At 72.9% G+C, this 20,855-nt stretch carries 12 protein-coding genes; 4 read left to right on the top strand and 8 right to left on the bottom strand.

The window, feature by feature from the left end:
• The first annotated feature begins 58 nt into the window (after positions 1–58).
• Positions 59–1,189 (top strand): Gfo/Idh/MocA family oxidoreductase, encoded by a 1,131-nt coding sequence (locus tag WG209_RS06410; protein ID WP_337174190.1) that lies wholly within the window; start codon positions 59–61, stop codon positions 1,187–1,189.
• A gap of 220 nt (positions 1,190–1,409) precedes the next feature.
• Here WG209_RS06410 and WG209_RS06415 read toward each other — a convergent pair whose 3' ends face one another.
• The 4 genes from WG209_RS06415 to ilvN form a co-directional block, all read right to left on the bottom strand.
• On the bottom strand, positions 1,410–1,613 hold the full coding sequence (locus WG209_RS06415) for a ferredoxin (RefSeq protein ID WP_337174191.1): 204 nt from the start codon (positions 1,611–1,613) through the stop codon (positions 1,410–1,412).
• Between the two features lie 55 nt (positions 1,614–1,668).
• Complete coding sequence (locus tag WG209_RS06420; RefSeq protein WP_337174192.1) at positions 1,669–2,607, bottom strand: hypothetical protein; 939 nt, start codon at positions 2,605–2,607, stop codon at positions 1,669–1,671.
• Between the two features lie 16 nt (positions 2,608–2,623).
• Complete coding sequence (ilvC, locus tag WG209_RS06425; protein ID WP_337174193.1) at positions 2,624–3,631, bottom strand: ketol-acid reductoisomerase; 1,008 nt, start codon at positions 3,629–3,631, stop codon at positions 2,624–2,626.
• 113 nt (positions 3,632–3,744) lie between these two features.
• Positions 3,745–4,359: an acetolactate synthase small subunit gene (ilvN, locus tag WG209_RS06430; RefSeq protein ID WP_337174194.1), complete on the bottom strand. Its 615-nt coding sequence runs from the start codon at positions 4,357–4,359 to the stop codon at positions 3,745–3,747.
• A 254-nt stretch (positions 4,360–4,613) separates the two neighbouring features.
• On the opposite strand from ilvN, the gene WG209_RS06435 reads away from it, so the two are divergent.
• Complete coding sequence (locus tag WG209_RS06435; protein WP_337174195.1) at positions 4,614–4,922, top strand: hypothetical protein; 309 nt, start codon at positions 4,614–4,616, stop codon at positions 4,920–4,922.
• Between the two features lie 67 nt (positions 4,923–4,989).
• On the opposite strand, the gene WG209_RS06440 is transcribed toward WG209_RS06435, so the two are convergent.
• The 3 genes from WG209_RS06440 to WG209_RS06450 all read right to left on the bottom strand — a co-directional run bounded on the left by WG209_RS06440 (position 4,990) and on the right by WG209_RS06450 (position 10,133).
• Positions 4,990–6,498, bottom strand: coding sequence for a DUF4340 domain-containing protein (locus tag WG209_RS06440; RefSeq protein ID WP_337174196.1), 1,509 nt, complete (start codon positions 6,496–6,498; stop codon positions 4,990–4,992).
• Positions 6,499–6,565: 67 nt separating this feature from the next.
• On the bottom strand, positions 6,566–9,325 hold the full coding sequence (locus WG209_RS06445; protein WP_337174197.1) for a Gldg family protein: 2,760 nt from the start codon (positions 9,323–9,325) through the stop codon (positions 6,566–6,568).
• Between the two features lie 79 nt (positions 9,326–9,404).
• Positions 9,405–10,133 (bottom strand): ABC transporter ATP-binding protein, encoded by a 729-nt coding sequence (locus tag WG209_RS06450; protein ID WP_337174198.1) that lies wholly within the window; start codon positions 10,131–10,133, stop codon positions 9,405–9,407.
• Between the two features lie 644 nt (positions 10,134–10,777).
• Between WG209_RS06450 and WG209_RS06455 the strand changes: the two genes are divergently transcribed.
• Both WG209_RS06455 and WG209_RS06460 read left to right on the top strand, forming a co-directional pair.
• Positions 10,778–12,433 (top strand): DUF1549 domain-containing protein, encoded by a 1,656-nt coding sequence (locus WG209_RS06455; RefSeq protein ID WP_337174199.1) that lies wholly within the window; start codon positions 10,778–10,780, stop codon positions 12,431–12,433.
• A gap of 44 nt (positions 12,434–12,477) precedes the next feature.
• Complete coding sequence (locus WG209_RS06460; RefSeq protein ID WP_337174200.1) at positions 12,478–13,767, top strand: DUF1501 domain-containing protein; 1,290 nt, start codon at positions 12,478–12,480, stop codon at positions 13,765–13,767.
• An 18-nt stretch (positions 13,768–13,785) separates the two neighbouring features.
• On the opposite strand, the gene WG209_RS06465 is transcribed toward WG209_RS06460, so the two are convergent.
• Positions 13,786–20,853, bottom strand: a complete 7,068-nt coding sequence (locus tag WG209_RS06465) for a hypothetical protein (RefSeq protein ID WP_337174201.1) — start codon at positions 20,851–20,853, stop codon at positions 13,786–13,788.
• Between the last annotated feature and the right edge of the window lie 2 nt (positions 20,854–20,855).

The raw sequence follows: 20,855 nt of genomic DNA on the forward strand, positions 1-20,855 counted from the left end.
GCTCGGAGTCCATTCTCACACGGTCGAATGCGACGACAACCAGGGGAACCTTAAGACGATGGCGAGCGAAAAGCCCATCCGCGTGGCGATCATCGGCCTCGGCTTCGGGGCCGAGTTCATCCCGATCTATCAGAACTACCCCGGCGCCGAGATGGCCGCCATCTGCCGTCGCGACCAGAAGGGCCTGGACGAGTGCGGCGAACGTTACGGGATCAAGGGCCGTTATCGCGACTACCGCGAGCTGCTCAAGGACCCCGAGATCGACGCGGTCCACATCAACTCGCCGATCCCCGACCACGCCTGGATGTCCATCGAGGCGCTGAACGCCGGCAAGCACGTCGCCTGCACCGTGCCGATGGCCACCAGCATCGAGGACTGCAAGAAGGTCGTCGAGGCCCAGCGGTCCAGCGGCAAGGTCTACATGATGATGGAGACCGTGGTCTATAGCCGCGAGTACCTGTTCGTGCAGGAGCTGTATCAGAAGGGCGAGCTGGGCCGCATCCAGTTCCTCCGCGGCAGCCACCAACAGGACATGGACGGGTGGCCGGAGTACTGGCCGGGCCTCCCCCCGATGTGGTACGCCACCCACTGCGTCAGCCCGTGCCTCGCGCTCTTGGGCAAGCACGCCGAGAGCGTCGTCTGCCACGGCTCCGGCCGGATCCGCGACGAGCTGGTCGCCAAGTACAACAGCCCGTTCGCCGTCGAGTCGGCCACGTTCACGATCAAGGACTCCGACGTCGTCGCCGAGGTCACGCGCAGCCTCTTCGACGTCGCCCGCCAGTACCGCGAGAGCTTCGACGCGACCGGCAGCCGCAAGAGCTTCGAGTGGCAGCAGGTCGAGGGCGAGGACCCGGTGATCCACACCAAGAGCACCCCCCAGGCGCCGCTCGCGGAGCCCGAGATCCCCAAGCGCGTCAAGGTCCCCGACTACGCCCACCTGCTCCCCGAGGGGATCCGCCGCTTCACCCAGCCGGCCGCGATCGAGGACGCCGACCACCTGTCGTTCCTGCAGGGCGGCGGCCACGGCGGCAGCCATCCCCACCTGGTCCACGCCTTCCTGAGCGCCGTCAAGGGCGAGCGGGCGGCCCTCCCGGACGCCGAGACCTCCGCCAACTGGACCATGGTCGGCCTCTGCGCCCACGAGTCCGCCATGAACGGCGGCAGCCGGGTCGACATCCCGACCTTCTGACCGCGTGGCGGGAGACGGTCTTCCCCCCTGGAGGGGGAAGACAGACCGCGAAGCGGTCGGATGAGGGGGTGCTCGCCCGCGGAGCCTCGGGCTTCGGAGCAATGCCCGGGCCGGCGGGGCGGAAAGCCCCTCCGAATGCCAATGCTCGTGTCGCTCGTCCCCCCCACATCCGGCCCTCCGGGCCACCTTCCCCCTCCCGGGGGGAAGGCCGTTGGGGCGGTCAGTCCTCCTCCTCGCGGATGGCCTCGACGGGGCAGGCCTCGGCGGCCTCGCGGTAGAGGGCCAGCTCCTCCTCGTCCGCGGGGGGGCGGACGACGAAGCTGCGGCCCAGTTCCTCGTCGCGGGCGAACATCTCCGGCGAGGTCTCGTGGCAGAGGTCGCAGTCGATGCAATTCTCGTCGATGTGATAGTTGGGCTCGGACATGATGACGAGCCGCCCGCGAGGGGCGGCCTCCCGGCCCGTCCGCGACCTGGGCGGGCTACAGAACCTCTTCCTCGACGGCCGGCTTGAAAGCGGTCGCGCCCTCGGGGCCGGTCCGGGCTTCCCAGTAGATCAGGAAGAGCACGATCGTATTATAGACGGCCAGGACGTCGAACAGCGTGGTCGACGCCCCGCGCGCGATCGGATCCTCGATCAGGCCGACTCGTTCCGCCCATCCGCCGATGGCCTGGATGACCAGCACCAGCGCGATCAGCGAGCCGAACCCGGCGGCGACGACGGTCAACGCCCGTCTCGACACCAGTTCGGAGCTGCGCCGTCGCGAGTCCAGCACCGGGGCGTGGTCCAACACCGTCACCTCGTCGACCAGCGCGTAGCGGACGACCAGGAACAGCATCGGGAACACGAAGAGAATCCGGAGCGGCCCGAGCGCGGGGAACAGCAGGCCGAAGCCCGCCGCCATGATGGTCAACTGCTTCACGACCCTGGCCGCCAGCAGCCACCACCACGAGTCGAGCCCGGCGCGGAGCGCGACCGGGAACGTCGTCGCCCGGCCGGACATCCGGGCGGCCATCGTCACCAGCACGGCGGCCGTCACGATCGGGTCGAAGAACAGCTCGACCGCCAGCTTGAGCAGCAGCGGCGCGAGCGGGTGCGCGGCCTCGCCGCGGCGCTCGATGATGATCTCGAGCCCCGCGTTCGCCGGCAGCTTGAACAGGATGACGAGCCCGGCGATCAGCGGGAGCTGCTCGACCAGGAGCCACGCCGCCATGCCCAGCTTCCCGGCGATCGTCGCCGGGACCGCGACCGGGGGGAGCGGGCGCGCCGCCGCGGCCTCGACCGGTAGGGCGTCGGGGTCCGCGAACTCGGCGGCCGGGCCGACGCGGGCGTCGCAATAGGGGCAGACGCCCGACGTGGCCTCCAGCCGCTCGCGGGTCAAGAGCGCCCGACAGGACGGGCACTCCCAGTAGCGGGACATGGCTTGATTTCCCGGCTCAGTCGACGGTCTTGGCGTTGATCCAGGGCATCAGAGCCCGCAGCCGCTTGCCGACCTTCTCGACGGGGTGCGACCGCTCCTGGCGTCGCATCGCGTGGAACGCCGGCTTGCCCGCCTTGTTCTCCAGGATGAAGTCGCGGGCGAACTGCCCCGACTTGATCTCGGCGAGGGCCTTGCGCATCGCGGCGCGGGTCTCCTCGGTGATGATCTGCGGGCCGCGGACGTAGTCGCCGTACTCGGCCGTGTTGGAGATGCTGTAGCGCATGTAGTCCAGGCCGCCCTGATAGATCAGGTCGACGATGAGCTTCAGCTCGTGGACGCACTCGAAGTAGGCGCTCTCCTCCTGGTAGCCGGCCTCGATGAGGGTCTCGTACCCCATCTTGACCAGGGCCGCCAGGCCGCCGCAGAGGACGACCTGCTCGCCGAACAGGTCGGTCTCGGTCTCCTCGGCGAACGTGGTGCGGAGGACGCCGGCGCGGGTGCCGCCGATCCCCTTGGCGTAGGCCAGGGCCAGCTTCTCGCCCTGCTCGGAGCAGCCGTCGCCGGTGGCGATGAGGCAGGGGACGCCGCCGCCGCGGACGTACTCGCTGCGGACGAGGTGGCCGGGGCCCTTGGGCGCCACGAGGGCGCTGTCGACCCCCTTCGGCGGGACGACCTGGCCGAAGTGGATGTTGAAGCCGTGCGAGCAGAGCAGGACGTTCCCCGGCTTCAGCTTCGGCTTGATGTCCTGGTTGTAGACCTCGCCCTGGAACTCGTCCGGGATCAGGATGTTGACCAGGTCGCCCGCCTCGGCGGCCTCGGCCGCGGAGACCGGCTTGAAGCCGTGGTCGACGGCCAGGTCGTAGTTGGCCGAGCCGGGGCGCTGGCCCACGACCACGTTGCAGCCCGAGTCGCGCAGGTTCTGGGCGTGCGCGTGCCCCTGGCTGCCATAGCCGATGATCGCCACCGTCTTACCCTTCAGCAGCGAAAGATCGGCGTCCTGGTCGTAGTACATCTGCGCGGGCATCTCGGTCTCCTCGGGGGCGTCTTCTGCTTCGGGTGGGGAGGTCAGGGGGGAATGGGATGGGCCCGGGTCGGGCGTCTCGACGACGCCTCGGCCAGGCCCGTCCGGGGACGGAATCAGAGTTCCGAGTGGCCGTGGACGACCGGGGCGGCCTCCTCGAGCGCCGCCCGAACCGGCTCGTCCGGGTCGTCGAACCGGGGGACGCCGCGGACCAGGGCGATCCGGCCCGTGCGGGCCAGCTCCAGGATCTCGTACTCGCGGACCGCCTCGACGAAGGCGTCGATCTTCTTCTCCTGGCCGGAGATCTCGATCATCAGCGTGTCGGGGGTGACGTCGACGACCCGGCCGCGGAAGATCGAGACGAGCGACTGGACCTGGATCCGGTCCTCGGCCTTCGCCCGGATCTTCACCAGCATCAGGTCGCGCTCGACGTAGTCCTCGCGCGAGATGTCGTGGACCTTCACGACGGTCACGATCTTCTCGAGCTGCTTTCGCACCTGCTCCAGGTAGCGATCGTCCCCCTGGACCACGACCGTGATCCGGGAGAGGAGCGGGTTCTCGGTCTCGCCGACGGCGAGGCTGTCGATGTTGTACCCGCGCGACGCAAACATCCCCGAGACGTGGGCGAGCACGCCGGGGGTGTTCTGGACCAGGGCCGAGAGGACGTGGCGGTCGGTCCCCGGTCGGGCGGGGGCCCTGGAAGCGGTCGGAGTCTTCGAATCGTTGGCCATCACCACGTCCCCAGGCTCGGCTAGGCGTCGCCGAGTCGCGCCGGCCGATTGTCGGCGACGCACATGTTGGAATCCTAGATACCCGATCGTCCCCGGTCGGATGCGACAGTCTACCATAACTCGCGGGTTCGTCGACACGCCCACCGGGGCCGAAAACCAGACTCGCGGGGCGTCCGGAGGTTCGCCGCCGGGTGGCGGCGCCGCCGGCCGATGCCGTATGATGCCCCGGTTCCAGACCGAGGAGGGCCGAGCGGATGAATGTCGAGAACGAGCGACTGACCGGGGACCTGAAGGACGCCGTCGGCGAGGTGATCGCGCCTGGGCTGGCCGTGGAACTCGACGCGATGGGCGCCGTCCACGTGGCGATCTTCCGGCTCCCCCGCGCCCGGATCGGCGACCGCGAATCGCTGACCCTCGAAGCCACGGGCGGCCGGACCATCGACCTCTGCCTGCTCCCGGACGGCTTCCATCCCGACGGCTCCGTCCACGCCGCCGTCGTCGCCGACACCGGACGCCCCGGCTACAGCCTGGGCCTGGAGAGGGCCGACGACGAGGAGGATTGACGGGGCGCGCGGAAACGCCGATCGTCCCGCCCCCTCGGGAGGAGGACGATCGGCGCGCCGGGCTCGCTCATTCGGGCGGGAGCTGGAACCCTCCGGGGAAGCCGCCCCCCGGGCCGCCGGGGCCGGGGATGTTGGAGGCCTTGGGCTTGGGGTCGGTGACCAGCGAGGCGCGGTCGAGGTTGATCGAGCGGAAGCTGTCGCCGGGGGTGACGTAGTACCACGCGGCGAAGCGGTCGGTCAGCTCCTGGGCGCGCTTCCGGCCCTCCTCCACCTTCTTGTCAAAGTCGGCCTTCTCGCGCTCGTACCGATCCTTCCTGGACTTCTCCTCGATCGGGTCGGGCGCGATGACGTTTTCCGGCAGCTCGCCCGGGGCGGGGGGGGCGGACTCGGCCCGCGACTCGTCCTTCGGCTCCGGGATGAGCGACTCATCAAAGGCGGCCGTGACCATCAGGTAGCGGTTGTCGCCGGCGGGCTGGGACTTCGGCTCGTCCTTCGCCTCGGCGTCGTCCTGCTTCTCGGCCTCGTCGGACTCGCCGCGGGTCAGCTCGTCGCCGACGCCCAGGGCCACCTCGCCGAAGCGCAGGGTGTAGACGACGCCGTCGTCGCAGGCGACGCGGACGTCCCCCTGGTTGGACAGGAGCTGGCCGTCGCGGGTCATGTAGAAGCCCTTGCCCTGGAGCGAGGCCACGGCCGAGGCCGACAGCGTGATCTTCCGGTCCTCGGTCTGCTTCAGGTCGCGCGTCAGCCCCGCGGGCTTGGGCCGGACGCCGACGATCTTCAGGTCGGCCAGCGCGTTCGTCAGCGAGCGGAGCTTGTCCTCGTCGAGCTCCTTCCCCTCGGGGACGCCGCCGGAGAGGGCCCACGGGCCGGCCGCGTCCTCGCGCGTCACGTCGAGGATCTCCCCCTTCTGGTAGCCCTGCTCGAGGTTGACCTTGTAGTTGTCGAACTCGACCTTGCGGATCTGGGTCGATTCCAGCTTCAGCAGGTTCGTCTCGATCCAGTCGGCGAACCGGGTGGAGGGCTCGGCCTTCAGGTTGACGCCGTAGATCCGCTTCTGGTCGGGAATGCGGACGTAGTACTGGCCCGAGCGGTCCTTGATCGGCTCGCCGATGATGAAGTCGGCCAGCACTTTCTCGGAGGCGTCGCGCAGGGTGACGCGCTTGCCCCGGCCCTTGAGCGCCGTGGACTTCGTGTCCAGCGGGTCGATGACGCCCATCGTCTCCTGGTCGTCGGGGGAGTCGGAGCGGATGGTGTCCTTGGTGAGGTCCATCAGCGCCGCGGCCGTCTTGGAGAGGCGGTCGCGGGCGTCGGCGGGGTAGTTGTAGTGCGAGGGGATCACCCAGCGGTTGTTCTCGAACTTCACCTGGAACCGCGAGGCCGTGGCGGTGGAGGGGTCGAAGTCGACGACCTCCAGGTCGGTGCAGGCCAGGGGGTCCTGGAACTCGGGGAAGAACGCCTGGCCCTGGTCGTTGAACGCCTCGGTCCGCACGGCGCGGTCTCGGGTCGCGACCATCGCCAGGCTGGTCAGCGCCAGGGCGACGGCCGCGAAGAGCCCGGTCTTCGATAGCTCGCTCATCGTCGGTCCTCTACGGATCGGTTCGGCTGCTGTCTTCGTTGGGTTCGGGTCGGGGCGACGCGACGGCTCAGGGGGCCAGCCGCTTGGGGCTGGCGCCGAGGTTCTCGCGGCGGAGCCGGCCGAGCAGGACGAGCAGGCCCAGGACCATCGGCGGCAGCGGCGGGATGCCGGCGGCCAGCCAGCGCACCTGGTTCTGGATGGCGCGGGTCTTGCGCTCCGACTCGGCCCGGCCCTCGCGGATCCGGTTGAGCTTCTCGTCCTCGATCTTCCGCTTCTCGACGTCGAGCCGGCGCTGGGCGACCTCCTGGAGGTTCGCCAGCATGATCTCCTTGGTGCGATCGTCCAGGTCGGCGCGGGAGCGCACCTGCTCCACCTGCCGGTCGAACGCCTTCTGGGCGTCGTCGAGCTTGTCCTTGGCGGCGTCCTCCGCGAGCTTGGTCTCGCGCTGGAGGTCGTCCAGGAACCGGCCGGTCTGGGACTCGATGGCGGTCAGCGTCCGATGCACGGGCCGCTTCTTGCGCAGGGCCACGAACGACTCGTCGCCGGCCAGGACGTCGACGCAGTTGAGGACGAACGTCACGTTGTCGAAGTCGAGGTTCTCGATCTTGCGGCGGCGGATCTCGAAGAACTGCTCGGAGACCATGTCGAGGTCGGCGATGGCGACGACGTTGATCGTCGCCGGCGCCTCGTCGGCCTTCTTCTCCTCGCCCTCGGGCGCGTCGGCCTTCTTGTCGGCCGCGGGGGCGCCCTTCACGCGGGCGGCGATGGTGTAGGCCTGGCCGCTGGCGAAGTGGCGGCGGCGGGGATTGACGCCGCTGACCCCCATGAAGCCCTGCTGCACGGCGTCATCCCAGTTGATGATCCCGCCCTTGTCGCTCGTGCGGAGCAGGGGGGTGACCTCGGGCCCCGCGCCGCCGTTGCGGGCGCGGAGCAGGCCGGGGAACAGCGCCACGACCTCCTGGAGGCCGGACGTGGCGGGCTGGTCGGGGTTGAAGGCGTCGACCGCGTAGGGGTCGGGGCCGATGAAGACCACCTCCGGCGGCATGTCGGCGAGCTGCGGGTGGGGGTTGTACGGGTTCCAGACGATCTCGGTCGTCGGCCACTCCACGTTGATGAGCTGGAGCAGCAGGGTCAGGTCCCCCTTCTGGTCCGGGGGCTGGCCGCCGCCGAACGGCCCGCCCGGCGGGGGCTTGGGGACCTCGGGGGCGATCTGCGGGTTGTCGACCGGGAACGGGTCCATCAGGAGGAGCGTCGCGCCCCCTTGCTTGACGAACGCGGTGAGGTTGTCGACCTGCGGCTGCGTCAGCGACGACGGCTGGGCCACCAGCAGGACGTCCAGGTCCGACGCGATCGGCGTGTCGGGCGAGACCGAGCTGACCTCGTACTGCTTCTTCAGCTCGGTGACGATCGACCATTCCGGCGTCTGGCCGAAGCTGCGCTGGTCGAAGCCCCCCATGAGCTTGGCGTCGGTGGAGAGGATCCCCACCTTCTTCCGGCCGCTTCGCGAGACGACCTGGATCGATCGCGTCAGCTCGTACTCCACCGGCAGGCCCCGGTCGAAGAACGGGATGACGACCTCCTCCAGGCCCGACGTGAACGCGACGCCCAGGAAGATCTCGGTGGAGCTCTGCCGGGCCTGCTCGGTCGAGAAGACGCGGCGGGGCTCGATGCCGAACCGCTTCTCGGCGTCGCGGGCCTCGGTGGAGAAGGTCTCCGTGGGGATCAGGTTGAGCTGGATCTTGCCGCGGCTCCGCGCCTGGAACTCCTTCAGGAGCGCCAGCAGGTCGGCCTTGGTCTCGACGTACTCGCGCGGGACCTCGGGGCTGTAGTAGGCCTCGATCAGCACGGCGCGGTCGTCGGGGATCTGGGCGATCAGGCTCAGGGTCTCGGGCGAGAGCGTGTGCAGGCGCTCGGCGCTGACGTCGGCCCGGACGCCCTGGCGTTCGAGCAGCAGGTTGAGGGCGAACAGCGCCAGCAGGACCGACGCGAAGCGGATGGCCGCGTGGACGCCGCGGCCCTTGCCGGCCTCGCCGCCGGCCCAGTGGCGGCGGCCCAGCAGCAGCATGTTCAGGTAGAGCATCGCCGCGGCCAGCGACACGAAGTAGAAGACGCCCGAGAGCGGCACCACCCCCGCGCCGAAGTCGCGGAACATCGCCGGCGCCGACCACCCCTCGAGCTGCCGCCGCAGGTTGGCCCCCGTCGGCGAGCCCAGCGACCCGATGAAGATCGGGGCGGCGCAGAACAGGGCGCCGAGGATGAACGCGACGGTCACGTTGGAGGAGAGGAGCGACGCCACCATCCCCACGGCGATCAGCATCGCCCCCATCAGCCAGTAGCCGAGGTACGTGGAGAACATCACGCCCAGGTCCGGCTTGCCCAGGTAGGACAGCACCAGCAGGTGGCTCGTGGAGAAGAGCAGGGCGACCGTGTAGATCCCCAGCGCCGCGAGGTACTTGCCCAGCACGACGTCGAGGTCGTGGGCGGGGAGGGTCAGCAGGAGTTCGTCGGTCCCCTGCCGGCGCTCGTCGGCCCAGAGGCTCATCGTGATCGCGGGGACGAAGAACAGCAGCAAGTACGGCATGTACTTGTTGAGCTGGTCGAGGTTCGCCAGGTTGTTCGTGAAGAACTCGTCCTGCCAGAACGCGACGGCGGAGCTGATCAGCACGAACAGCGTGATGAAGACGTAGCCGGCCGGGTTGCTGAAGTAGGCCTGGAAGTTCCGCCGGAAGACGGCCGCGATGACGTGCGGCCGGAACGGGGGGCTCCCGCGCCGGGCCGGGCGGGGCGCGGCGGTCGTGCTGTCGGGCTTGGTCTGGAGCGTGGCCACCGGGGTACACCTCTCCTGGGTCGTCGGTGTCGGGTTCGGGTCGATCGCCGGGGGCGGCGCGGGGCCGCCCGCGCCGGCGTCAGACGGGCTGGGCGGTGAGCTGGTGGAAGGCTTCTTCCAGGGTGCCGCCGTGCTTCGCCAGGCCGGCGGGCGGGCCGTCGAAGACGATCTTGCCGTCGTGGATGAACAGGACGCGGCCGGCGACCGGCTCCACCTCCTGGAGGATGTGCGTGGAGACCAGGACGGTCTTGGTCTTGCCCAGCTCCCGGATCAGGGCGCGGACGCCGCGGATCTGGTTGGGGTCTAGGCCGCTGGTGGGCTCGTCGAGGATTAGGACCTCGGGGTCGTGGAGCATCGCCTGCGCCATCGAGACCCGCTGGCGATACCCCTTCGACAGCTTGCCGATCGCCTTGTGGGCGACCGAGCCCAGCGAGCACAGGTCGACCACGGCGTCGATCCGGTCCCGCAGCCTCGACCCGGCGAGCCCCCGGGCCGAGCCGAAGAACCGGAGCAGGCCGGTGGGGGTCATGTCGGTGTAGAGGGGGCCGTTCTCCGGGAGGTAGCCCAGGCGCTCGGCGGCGGCGATGCGGTCGTCCTGGACGTCGATCCCGGCGATGCGCGACCGGCCGCGGGTGGGGGCCATGAAGCCGGTCAGCAGCTTCATCGTGGTGGACTTCCCGGCGCCGTTGGGGCCGAGGAACGCCACCACCTGGCCCTGGGGGATGGAGAACGTGACGTCGCGGACCGCCAGGAACGACCCGAATTGCTTGCAAAGACCGTCGGCTTCGATCATGACCGGCGTAGACATGCCGATGCGTCCCTCTCTGGCCTTGTCGATCGTCGTCGTTGGCGTCGCGGCGCGAGCGGGGGGGCCGCGTCGCGCCGAGGCGGGGCGTCCGTCGGCCCGCGAGGCCGCCGCGCCCGTGCGTCGGGATCGCCCGCGCGCCGCGTCGCCACGGCGTCGATACGTCGATCCGGCGGAAGGGGTTCATTATGCGCGAGAGGCTGGCGCGAAGCAACGCCGCCGGCGCGGGCGACGGCACGGGCCGAGCCGGCGCCCACCCACGCCGGAAGTCGATGGGGATCGGTAGGCCGCGACGCCGCGTCGTCGGCCCGTCGGGCTGCCCGCTCGTCGCGGTGGCCGAGCCCACCATCCCCTGTGTCGGATGAAGCCCCTGATTCATGGTATGATTCGACTTACGCGAGCCGTGGCTCGACTCGGCCCACGCGACTTACTCCGCCGCAGGCGCGGACGGAATTGGTTGGATCCGGACCAGGCGAGGGCGGCCGCCGATCCCCTCCAAGGTCCCGCGTCCGTCCGGGTTCGATGATTTCCGGGCGGGGTCACGCCTTGATTTTCGCGGCGTAGTGTAAAGATTAGAGGATGCGGCGTCCCGGCGCGCCGCGGGGCACGTCGTCGGGTCGCGATACAAGCCGTTGGGAGGGCGTCTCATGCCCCTGCATCGCGTGGAGGTCGGCGCTCGGGCGCATCGGTTCCCGGGCCGCGCGGCATTGACGGCGGGGATCGTGGCGGTCGCCGCGGCCTGCTGCATCGCGGCCGACGGCCCGGAGGCCCCGTCCCCCGGGGCGAGCCGGGGGTCGGCCGACGTCGCGTCCTTCCTCGACCCGCCGCTCAGGGCCGCCTGGCAAGAGGCCGAACTCAAGCCGGCCCCCCCCGCGAAGGACGAGGAATTCCTGCGGCGCGCGTACCTGGACATCCTCGGCCGGATCCCGACGGTCGCCGAGGCCCGCGAGTTCCTCGCGGCGAAGGGGGCCGACAAGCGGGCGCGGCTGGTCGACCACCTGCTGGAGCACGTCGACTACCCGAAGAACTTCGCCACCGTCTGGACGAACCTCCTGCTGGGGCGAGGCCGGCAGGAGCGTAACGTCGACCGCGACGCCCTGGCCTCGTGGCTCCGCAAGCAGATCGCGGCCAATCGCCCCTGGGACGACGTGGTGTACGACCTGGTGACGGCCACCGGGTCGAACAAGGAGAACGGCGCGGTCAACTACACGATCGCCCACCTGGAGGGGGACGCCGTCCCGCTGACGTCGCGGTCGACGCGGCTGTTCCTGGGCCGGCAGCTCCAGTGCGTCCAGTGCCACGACCACCCCCAGAACGACTGGAAGCAGGCCGACTTCTGGGGCGTCAACGCCTTCTACCGCGGACTCAAGGTCGAGGAGAAGCGCGTCGCCGACGCCGCCGGGCTGGAGCGCGTCGACCACGTCGAGCTGTCCGACGTCCCCACCGGCGCGTTCGCCCGCTTCGACCGCCGCAACGGCATGATGGGGGTCGCGTTCCCACGGTTCATCGACGGCCGGAAGGTCGACAACCCCGAGCAGGCCCTCCGCCGCGTCGAGCTGGGCAAGCTCATCGTCGACCCGGAGAGCGACATGCTCGCCCAGGCGACGGTCAACCGCGCGTGGGCCCACTTCATGGGCCGCGGCTTCGTCAACCCCGTCGACGACATCGGCCCCCACAACCCCCCCGTGCTGGAGGAGGCCTTCGAGGCGCTGACCGAGGAGTTTCGGGCGAGCGGCCACGACGTGAAGCAGCTCATCCGCTGGATCACCTCGTCGGCCGCGTACCAGGCGTCGAGCGTCCGCCCGGCGAAGAAGGAGCACCCCGAGGACGAGCTGTTCAGCGTCATGGCGTTGAGGCCGATGTCGCCGGAGCAGCTCTTCGACTCGCTGCTGACCGCCACGGCGGCCCACCGCCCCGGCACCGGCCGGGACGACGCCCGCCGCGAGTCCTGGATGCGCCAGTTCCTGTTCACGTTCGGCAACGACGAGGACGACGAGACGACCAGCTTCCAGGGGACCATCCCGCAGTCGCTCATGATGATGAACGGCGACCTGATGCGCGACGCCCTCTCCGGCAAGCCCGGCAGCTTCCTGGCCGACGCGCTGGAGCAGGCGCGGCGGTCGCGACGGCCGGCGGCGTTCATGGTCGACCAGCTCTACATGGCCGCGCTGAGCCGACGCCCAACTTCCGCCGAATCCTCCTCGGCCGTCCGATACCTGGAGTCGTACCCGGACGCCATGCCGTTCCTCCAGGATCTCTTCTGGGCGCTGCTCAACTCGAACGAGTTCATCCTCAACCACTGACACCGACCGGCCCGGACGCCGCCAGCCCCGCGGGAGCCCTCGCCATGACGCCACCGATCATCACCCCCCGGGGGATGCGCCGCCGCCATTTCATGGGCCACCTGGCGGCGACCGCGCTGGGGATCCCGGCCGCGCGATTCTTCGCCGACCTGCGGGCGCACGCCGCCGCGCCCGGCCGGAAGAAGCCCAAGAGCTGCATCCTGCTCTGGATGTCGGGGGGCCCCAGCCACCTGGACATCTGGGATCTCAAGCCCGACAGCGAGAGGAACGGCGGCCCGTTCAAGCCGATCGCGACCTCCGCCTCCGGGGTCATGATCAGCGAGCACATGCCCAGGACCGCCCGGCAGATGCACCACCTGAACGTCATCCGCTCGCTGGATTCCAAGGAGGGCAACCACGAGCGCGGGACGTACCTGATGCACACCGGCTACGTCCCGAACCCGACCGTCGTCCACCCCGGCTGGGGCTCGACGGCCGCGTTCGAGATCGGGAGCCGCATGGAGGACTTCGACCTGCCGCACTGTGTCTCCATCAACACGCCGGGGCAGGGGGCGGGCTTCCTGGGGATGTCGTACACGCCGTTCATGGTCCAGGACCCAAACGGGACCATCGCCAACCTCGCCCCGCCGGGCGACGTGGACGCCTACCGGATGGACCGCCGCCTCCAGATGCTCGGCCGGGTCGAGAACGAGTTCATCCGCCAGCGCGACGCGGCCCCCGCGCGGGACCACAAGGCGGTCTACGCCAAGACGATCCGGATGATGAACTCGAAGTACAAGGACATCTTCAAGCTCGACTCCGAGCCCGACGCCGTGCGCGACCTGTACGGCCGGCACTCGTTCGGCTCGGGCTGCCTGCTGGCCCGCCGGCTGGTGGAGCAGGGGGTGACCTACGTCGAGGTGGCGATGGGGGGCTGGGACACCCACGCCGACAACTTCGAGGCGCTCTCGACCCGCCTCCTCCCCGACCTGGACCAGGGGATGGCCGCGCTGACGGCCGACCTGGCCGACCGCGGCCTGCTCGATTCCACGCTGGTCGTCTGGATGGGGGAGTTCGGCCGGACGCCGCGCATCAACCAGAACGCCGGCCGCGACCACTGGCCGCGGAGCTGGTCGATCGTCATGGGGGGCGCGGGGATGGCCTCGGGCCAGGTCATCGGCGCGACCGACAGGGACGGCGTCGACGTGGCCGACCGCCCCGTCGGCGTCATGGACATGATCGCGACCATGACCAAGGCGATGGGCATCGGCATGGATACCCAGTACACCACGCCCCGCGGACGCCCGATGAAGGTGGTCGACGGCGGCACGCCGATCGCCGAGCTGGTGGGCTGACCGCGAGGCGGGACCGGCTCAGATCCACGCCCCGGCCCCGCCCCCGCGCGGGGCCGGCGGGCGGGTGAGCCAGCCGACGATCAGGACGGCGGCGGAGGCCCCGAGCGCCAGCGGCCCCCCGGCCACCGCCGCGAGCGACAGGCACGCGGCGGCGATGAGGCACTGCGCCCCGGCCTGCCGGGCGGAGGTCAGCCCCGCCAGGCCCAGGCCCAGCAGCAGCGCCAGGAGCAGCAGCGACCGCGCCCGGCTCTCGCTGACGGCGCCCAGGCCCTCGGCGCGGTCGGGCGACAGCTCCAGGCGGGCGGGCGGGTCGGCCAGCCCGGGAGAGACGCCGACGAAGAAGGCGGGCCGCCCCAGGAGGCGGATCCGCTCGCGGTCGGTCGCCTCGGGGGCGACCGGGGCCGTCGGCGCGATCGCGCCGGGCTCGACCGGCAGCCCGAGCGCCTCGCGGGCCCAGGCGATGGCCTCCTCCATCCCCGCCGCCCGCAGCGACTCGGCCAGCTGATCCCGGGCGGTCTTGACCACCTCCAGGTCGCGCGTGGCGCGTTCGCGGCGCGCGCGGTCGGGGCCGCGCGAGGCGGCCAGCAGCGCGTGCTCGGCCTCGCGCAGCGTCGACTCGTGGTCGATCAGCAGGGCGACGAGCCGGGCGCGGTCGCGCCCCGAGCCGCGGTCCATCTCCGCGACCAGGTCGAGCGCCCGAGCGGCGATCCGGTCGGCCCGCTCCAGGTGGATCCGCTCCGGTCCCGCGCCTTCCAGCCCGCCGAGCGTCGACAGGACGGTCGCTTCCGGCGGCGCGTGGACGGTCACCAGCGCCGGCGCGCGGCCGTCGCCGGCGCGAGGGAGGGCCGGCCCGCGCGCGCCCGGCGGGGGCGGGTCGGCCGACCAGACGAGGCTGACCTGGCGGGCCGTCGAGTCCCCCAGCGGGATCGTCCAGCGATCCTCGGCGTCCAGCAGCGGACCGACCGCCGCGCCGTCGACCGCCGCGCGGATCAGCCGGGCCCCCCCCGGCGGGGCGACGGTCAGGAATCGGCCGGTCCTGGGCTCCGCCTGGTACTCCGCCAGCCCCAGCGCCGATCCGTCCGGCCGGACGACCACCGACACGTCCGCCGACCTCACGCCGGCCGACGAGTCCTTGCCGGCCGGCCCGGTCGGCTCGCCCGGCGGCGCCTGCACGGTGAGCGTCCAGCCCTCGCGATCCACGTGGTACGCCCTCGGCGCCAGGCCGATCGCGCCGCCGAATTCCGCGTCCTGGAACCGCGACGCGTAGGGGATCGAGCGCAGCCCGGCGGTCCCGGAGATCGCCGGCAGGGTGGACGTGGCGAACACCAGGGCGAGCGAGGCGTCCACCACCCCCAGCCCCAGCGGGGCGACCGTCGGGAACGCCACCTCGCGCCCCGGCTGGATGGGGAGCCGCGAGCGCAGCACAAGCCGCCGCGACCCCCACACCGGGCGGTCCGGGGTGATCGTCCAGTCGGTCGAGCCCTCGTGCGACTCGGCCACCAGCGGCTGGTCCCGGCCCGCCGCCTGGATCCGGCCACGGGCCGCCCACTCGGGGGGGAGGCGCAGCTGGATCGCCTCGAGCGGCCCCCCCACGACGTCGTAGCGCAGGACGGCCACCCACTCGGCCGAGTCCGGGTGGATCGTCAACTGGCTGCCGATGGTCACGTTCGATCGCGGCGGCGACGGCGCCCACGACAGCTCCCCGACCCGCTTCGGGTCGTCGACCCGGTAGACCTTGCGGATCCACGGCCCGCCGGAGGGTGCCTGGACCTCCTCGGCGACGGTGGCCGCCTCGGACGCCCCTCCGGCCGTCGTCGCCAGCTCCACCGCGCCGCGGGCGAAGACCTCCAGCGTCCCGGCCGAGCCCGCGCCGTCGCCCGGGTCGACCCACGGCAGCCGCAGGCGATGCCGGCGCGGGCCCGGCCCGGGGACGAGCCGCGAGACGGGGATCCAGCCGCGGATCCGCACCGTCCGACGCGACTTCAGGTCGATCCGGTCGAACCGCGCCCGCAGGGGGCCCCCCGGCTCTCGACTCCAGTCGGTGAGGCCGAGGGACTCGATCCCCAGCACGACCAGCTCTCCCGGGACGTCCACATCCAGGCGGTCCATGAGCCCGGAGATCTCCGAGACCTCCAGGTCGCACCGCCAGTCGATCCGCCCCGAGTCGATCACGACCCGCACGGCGGGCCGGCGCCGCGAGCGCGAGGGGATCGGCCCGGTGAGGAACTCGACCGGCTCGCGGCCGTTGTGGCGGACCGTCCCGGCGAAGGTGAGCGCGTCGTCCGGCAGCGCGCCCCAGGCGCGGACGAAGGTCTCGTCCTCCACGGCCTCGGCCTCGCGCGACGGCGTCAGCCGTCCCGACCAGCGCCCGGGCCGCCGCGCGGCCAGCAGCCCCGACTCGCGATCGACCCCCAGCGGCTCCACGCGGGGGAACCGGAGGGCCGCCGAGCCGGGCTCGCCGGCGGGCGCGACCCGATCCAGGGGCCGCCAGAAATCCAGGGAGATCGTCGCCCGTTCCGGCAGCGGCGGGTCGACGTGGGCGATCCACTCCGGGTTCTCGGGCGTCCCGCCCCAGGTCGTGTCGACCAGCCCGGGGATGTCGACCGCCCGCGGCACCAGGCCGGGCTCCAGGCCGATCGCGATCGTGGACGTGCGACGGCGGGGCCGGTACGTCAGGCGGGCGCGGACGCGCTCGCCGGCCGGGTCGAGATCCCAGAGCATCAGCGATTCCACGGTCGCGGAAGGCTCCGTCGCCGCCGGCCCGGGGGCCGACCAGCAGACGCTCAGCCGGTCGACGGGCCCGAGCAAGGCCTCGATGGGCCGGTCCCCCGTCGCCACCACCCGGCCCCGCGCCGCCAGCTCCCGCGGCGGCGCCGAGCCCGCCGGCTGCTCCAGCGTCAGCCTGGCGAACGGCGCGCGGTTGACCTCCAGCTCAAGGGCCTCCAGATCCCCGTCGCGGGTCGGGGTCGCGGATCGACGCAGCGACACCCGGGTCGCGCCGGCCGGCGCGACCACGGCCGCCGACGCGCCCCCCGGCTCGACGATCACCGGCGCGCGGACGCCGTCGACGGTCGCGCCGATGTCGTAAACGTCGCCGACCGGGAAGACGAACCGCGAGGCCGCCTCGCCGGGGCGCAGCGCGTACTCGCTGACGACCGTCAGGCTCGGGCCGTCCCCCCGCTCCAGGCGATGCTCCGCCCCGACGACGATCGGCCCGCCGTCGGCGAGCGGCCCCGGCGGCGGCGTGGCGCGCTCGCGCAGGCGGTCGTGGTCCTCTCGGCGGAGGATCACGCGCGAGGGGGGGGCGTCGGGGTCGAATTCGCCGTCGTAGGGGATCAGGGCGAGGATCGGCGCGTCCGGCCCGGGGGCCTGCGAGCCGACCGCCCGCGACAGCCCGAAGGCCGCCAGCAGCCCGACCCCCACCCGGAAGGCGCGGCGGCCGACGAGCGTCGAGCCGATCGCCGTCGGCGCCGCAGAGGCATCGGCCCGGGGTCCCCGGAGCGTGGCGCGGAGCAGCCGGCCCAGCCGGACCATCAGGACGGCGAAGGCGCCCGCGAAGACGCCCGCCGTCGGCTCGGGCGGGACGCCCTCCCACCAGTCGTGGACGACGACCGCCGCGACCATCAGCCCCAGCGGGGCGATCAGCCCGCGTCGCGGCGCCGTCGCCCGGCGCAGGCCGATCGCGAAGACCGCCAGCGCCGCCCCCCAGCCGATCACGGCGCGGGCGGCGTCGTCCGCGGTGACGACCACCGCGTCGGGCCCCGGCCACGAGGTCGCGCACAGCCGCCACGTCTCCCGCCCCGGCGCGTCGGGGCGTCGGCCCGCGTCCCCCTCGGCCGAGGGCTCGCCGCGCCATCGGGACGCGGACTGGAAGCGATCCGCCTCGTCCTCGCCCCACATGAGGGCCTCGCCCACCGCGCCCCGCCAGGTCGCCGGCCCCGCCGAGGACATGGCCACTCGGCGCGAGGTCACCACCAGCGCGTCGTCCACAACCGCGATCGTCAGCCCGAGGCGCTGGAGGATCCGCACCGATCGCCAGACGGCCCCGGCCGCGGGGGGCGAGCCGCACCGGGTGCGCGGGCCGACCCCCTCGTCGGCCAGGGCCGAGCGGTCGATCACCACCGGGGTCGGCCCGGCGTCCCATCGCGTGAACAGGTCGGCGAACGTCAGATCCTCCGACGGGGCCGCGCCCAGCAGGTCATCGAGCCGGCGCAGGACGTCCTCGCGCGGCGACCGGGCGGCCGGGCGCTCGCCGGGCCAGCGCCGGCGCGCCAAGCCGAGGACCTCGAAGGGCCACGCCGGCCTGGGGTCGGCCGCCTCCAGCGCGAGCCCCGGCCCCGGATCCACGACCGACTCGCCGGCGGGGAGGGCCAGCTCCCAGGAGAACGACAGGCAGGGGACGCCGAAGTCGGGCAGGACGGGCCGGAGCCGGCGGGCGTCCACCGGCCCCGACGGCTCCGCCCGGTAGTCCAGCTCGACGGCCCGGGCGCGCTCCCCGGGGCCGGAAGGGAGGGGGATCGTGGCCGCGTCCCCCTCGACGGCCGGCGTCGCCCGGCGGCCGTCCACCCGCGCCGCCGCGAGCTTCGCGCCGTCCGGCATGCGGAACGTCAGCGACGCCGTCTGGTCGGCCGCGACCAGGAGCCGCAGCCGGTTGAGCGACCGGCCCCCCGGGAACGTCCGCGTCGCCAGCCGAGCCCCGCGGATCAGCCCCGGCGAGGGCTCCGGCCGCAGGCCCTCGGTCCGCAGGGACATCCGAGCCCCCGGCGCGTAGGTCAGCGCCCGCGCCGACCAGCCGGGGGGGGACGCGTCCCCCTCGGGGCCGGGGGCGAGGCGATCGGCGAGCGCGGCCTCGACCCGGCCGAGCCCCTCGCCCTCGATCAGCGAGCGCATGGGACTCGGCGTCTCCACCACGGCCACGCCGGTCGGCGAGGTCGCGGGGGGGAGGGCGACCAGCGGCACCCGACCGGACCCTCCCCAGGGGTAAGACGCCCGGAATTCGACCGCGACCCGGCCGTCGTCTCTCGCCCCGGCCGGCAGCTCCACCGCGACGCCCCCCTCCGGGAAGCCCTGCCGCCGGCGCAGGCGGTCGGGGAGGATCGCCGGCGCGATCGCCTCGCCGGTCGCCGCGCTCACGAACGACCAGGCCGCCAGCTCCTCGGCCCGGGAGTCGATCCACAACATCGCCCCCGTCGCGGCCGAGGTCGACTCGGCGCGGCCGGCGACGTCGAGCCGACTGCCATCGCCGTTCACCCGCGCCCGGACGTGGACCCTCCCGGTCGGCGTCGGCTCCGCGAGCCGCACCTCCACCGGGGCCGTCCCGTCCGGGGCGGTCCAGCGCCAGGCGAGGAGCGTCCGCAGGTCGGCCGGCGGGGTCGGCGGCAGCAGGTTCGGCGCGCGCGACGGGTCGATCCACGCCAGGCCCTTCGTCTCGCCGGGCGTCGCCTCGACGCGGCCCGTCGCGCGGACGATCCACGCCTCGTCGGCGATCCGGCATCCCGTCGGCCGGACCCGCGGCAGGGCCATCGTCCGGGGGAAACGCGGCGAATCCGTCGCCGTCGCCCCGACCCGGATCGTCCTCCCCTCCGGCGCCGAACCCGACGCCGCGACGGCCAGCCGCAGCAGGCTCGACCCGTCGTCCGACTTCGACTGGTTCCAGGCGACGACCTCCTCCGAGCCGACGACCTCGACGCGGTCGACGACCCAGCCCGGCGGCAGCTCCAGCGTCCGTTCCGTGGGGGTCCCCGTCGCCCCGACGCCGTCGACCTCGCACTCCAGCCGGGTTGACGCCTCGCGAAAAGTCAGCCGGCCGAGGACCGTCGCCGTCGGCGTCGCGCCGGGGGGGCGGAAGGACAGCTCGGCGGGCGGCCCCGGCGCGGCCGACTCGAACACCATCACGGCGAGGCCCGACGGCGAGTCGGCCGGCGGCGGGACGCGGCGGCCGTCGATCTCGCGGCAGTCGCGGACGACCCGGCCGTCGTCGAGGATGATCGTCGTTGAGCCGCCGGTCCAGGTCGCCGGGGAGAGCGGCCGGATCGACGGGACGGTCCACGCCCCCTCCGTCGGCGCGCGGGCGTGGCCCAGGAACCGGATCCCCGCCGGGCCCGACCCGGCCGCCGCCAGCGTGACCACGGCGCGAGGCGGCGAGCCCTCCTCGATCCGATACTCGCGGACCGTCGGCCCCTCGACGCCCAGCAGGTCCAGCCCCGGGGCGATCTCGACGGCGAACGAGTCGGCCCCCGGCTCGTCCCCCTGGAGGGTCCAATCGGTCGTGAAGTTGGCGGCCGGGCCCGACGCCGACGCCGCCCGGAGGTCGATCCGGGTGGGGCCCGCGACCCAGATCCGCGCGGGGTTGGCGGACTCCCGCGCCTCGGCCAGGTGGGTCAGGCGCAGGTCGGCGGCGCCCACGCGGCCGGAGAATCGCCACGACTCCCGCCCGGGGGCGTCGCCCGGCGTCGGCCCGTCGCGATGCCCGGACGCGCCGGTCGGCTCCCAGCCGGCGGGGACGTCCAGCGTGAACGTCGTCGCGTCTTCCCCCGGGAGCGCCAGGGCGAAGATGCGGCCACGAGAGTCGGGCCGCGATCGTAGCTCCCACTCCACCGTCACGGTCGCCTCGCCGGGCGGCCCGTCCGCCCCGGGCTCGACCAGGATGGACGCCTCGCCCGACGCGGAGGCCGCCACCACCGCCCCCGCCTTCGGGCCGGAGAGGATGGCCGGCGACCACGGCTCGATGGGGACGCGGAACTCCCCCGCCCCCGGCGCCAGCACCAACTCCGACTTCCCCGTCAGCAGCCCCGGGCTGAACCGCGCCGAGTGCCGCGCGCGGACCAGCCGGGGGCCTCCGCGGGCGCGATCGCGGTCGGCCGCCGCCACCCGGGCGAGCAGCTCCTCGAACGCCTCCGGCGTGAGCGCCATCAGCGGGGTGTCCGGCGGGAACTGCGCCGCGACGAACCTGGACGGGATGCGGACGCGCGTCACCTCGGTCGCCTCCTGCGCCCGGGATAGGCCCGGCGACAGGAGCGAGGCCGCCAGCAGGAGCGACGTCAGGAGCTTCGGCGCGAGGGGCCGGCGTCGGAAGTCGGCGACCATGG

This window comes from Paludisphaera sp., assembly GCF_037189885.1.
In the GTDB taxonomy this organism is placed as follows: Bacteria; Planctomycetota; Planctomycetia; order Isosphaerales; family Isosphaeraceae; genus Paludisphaera.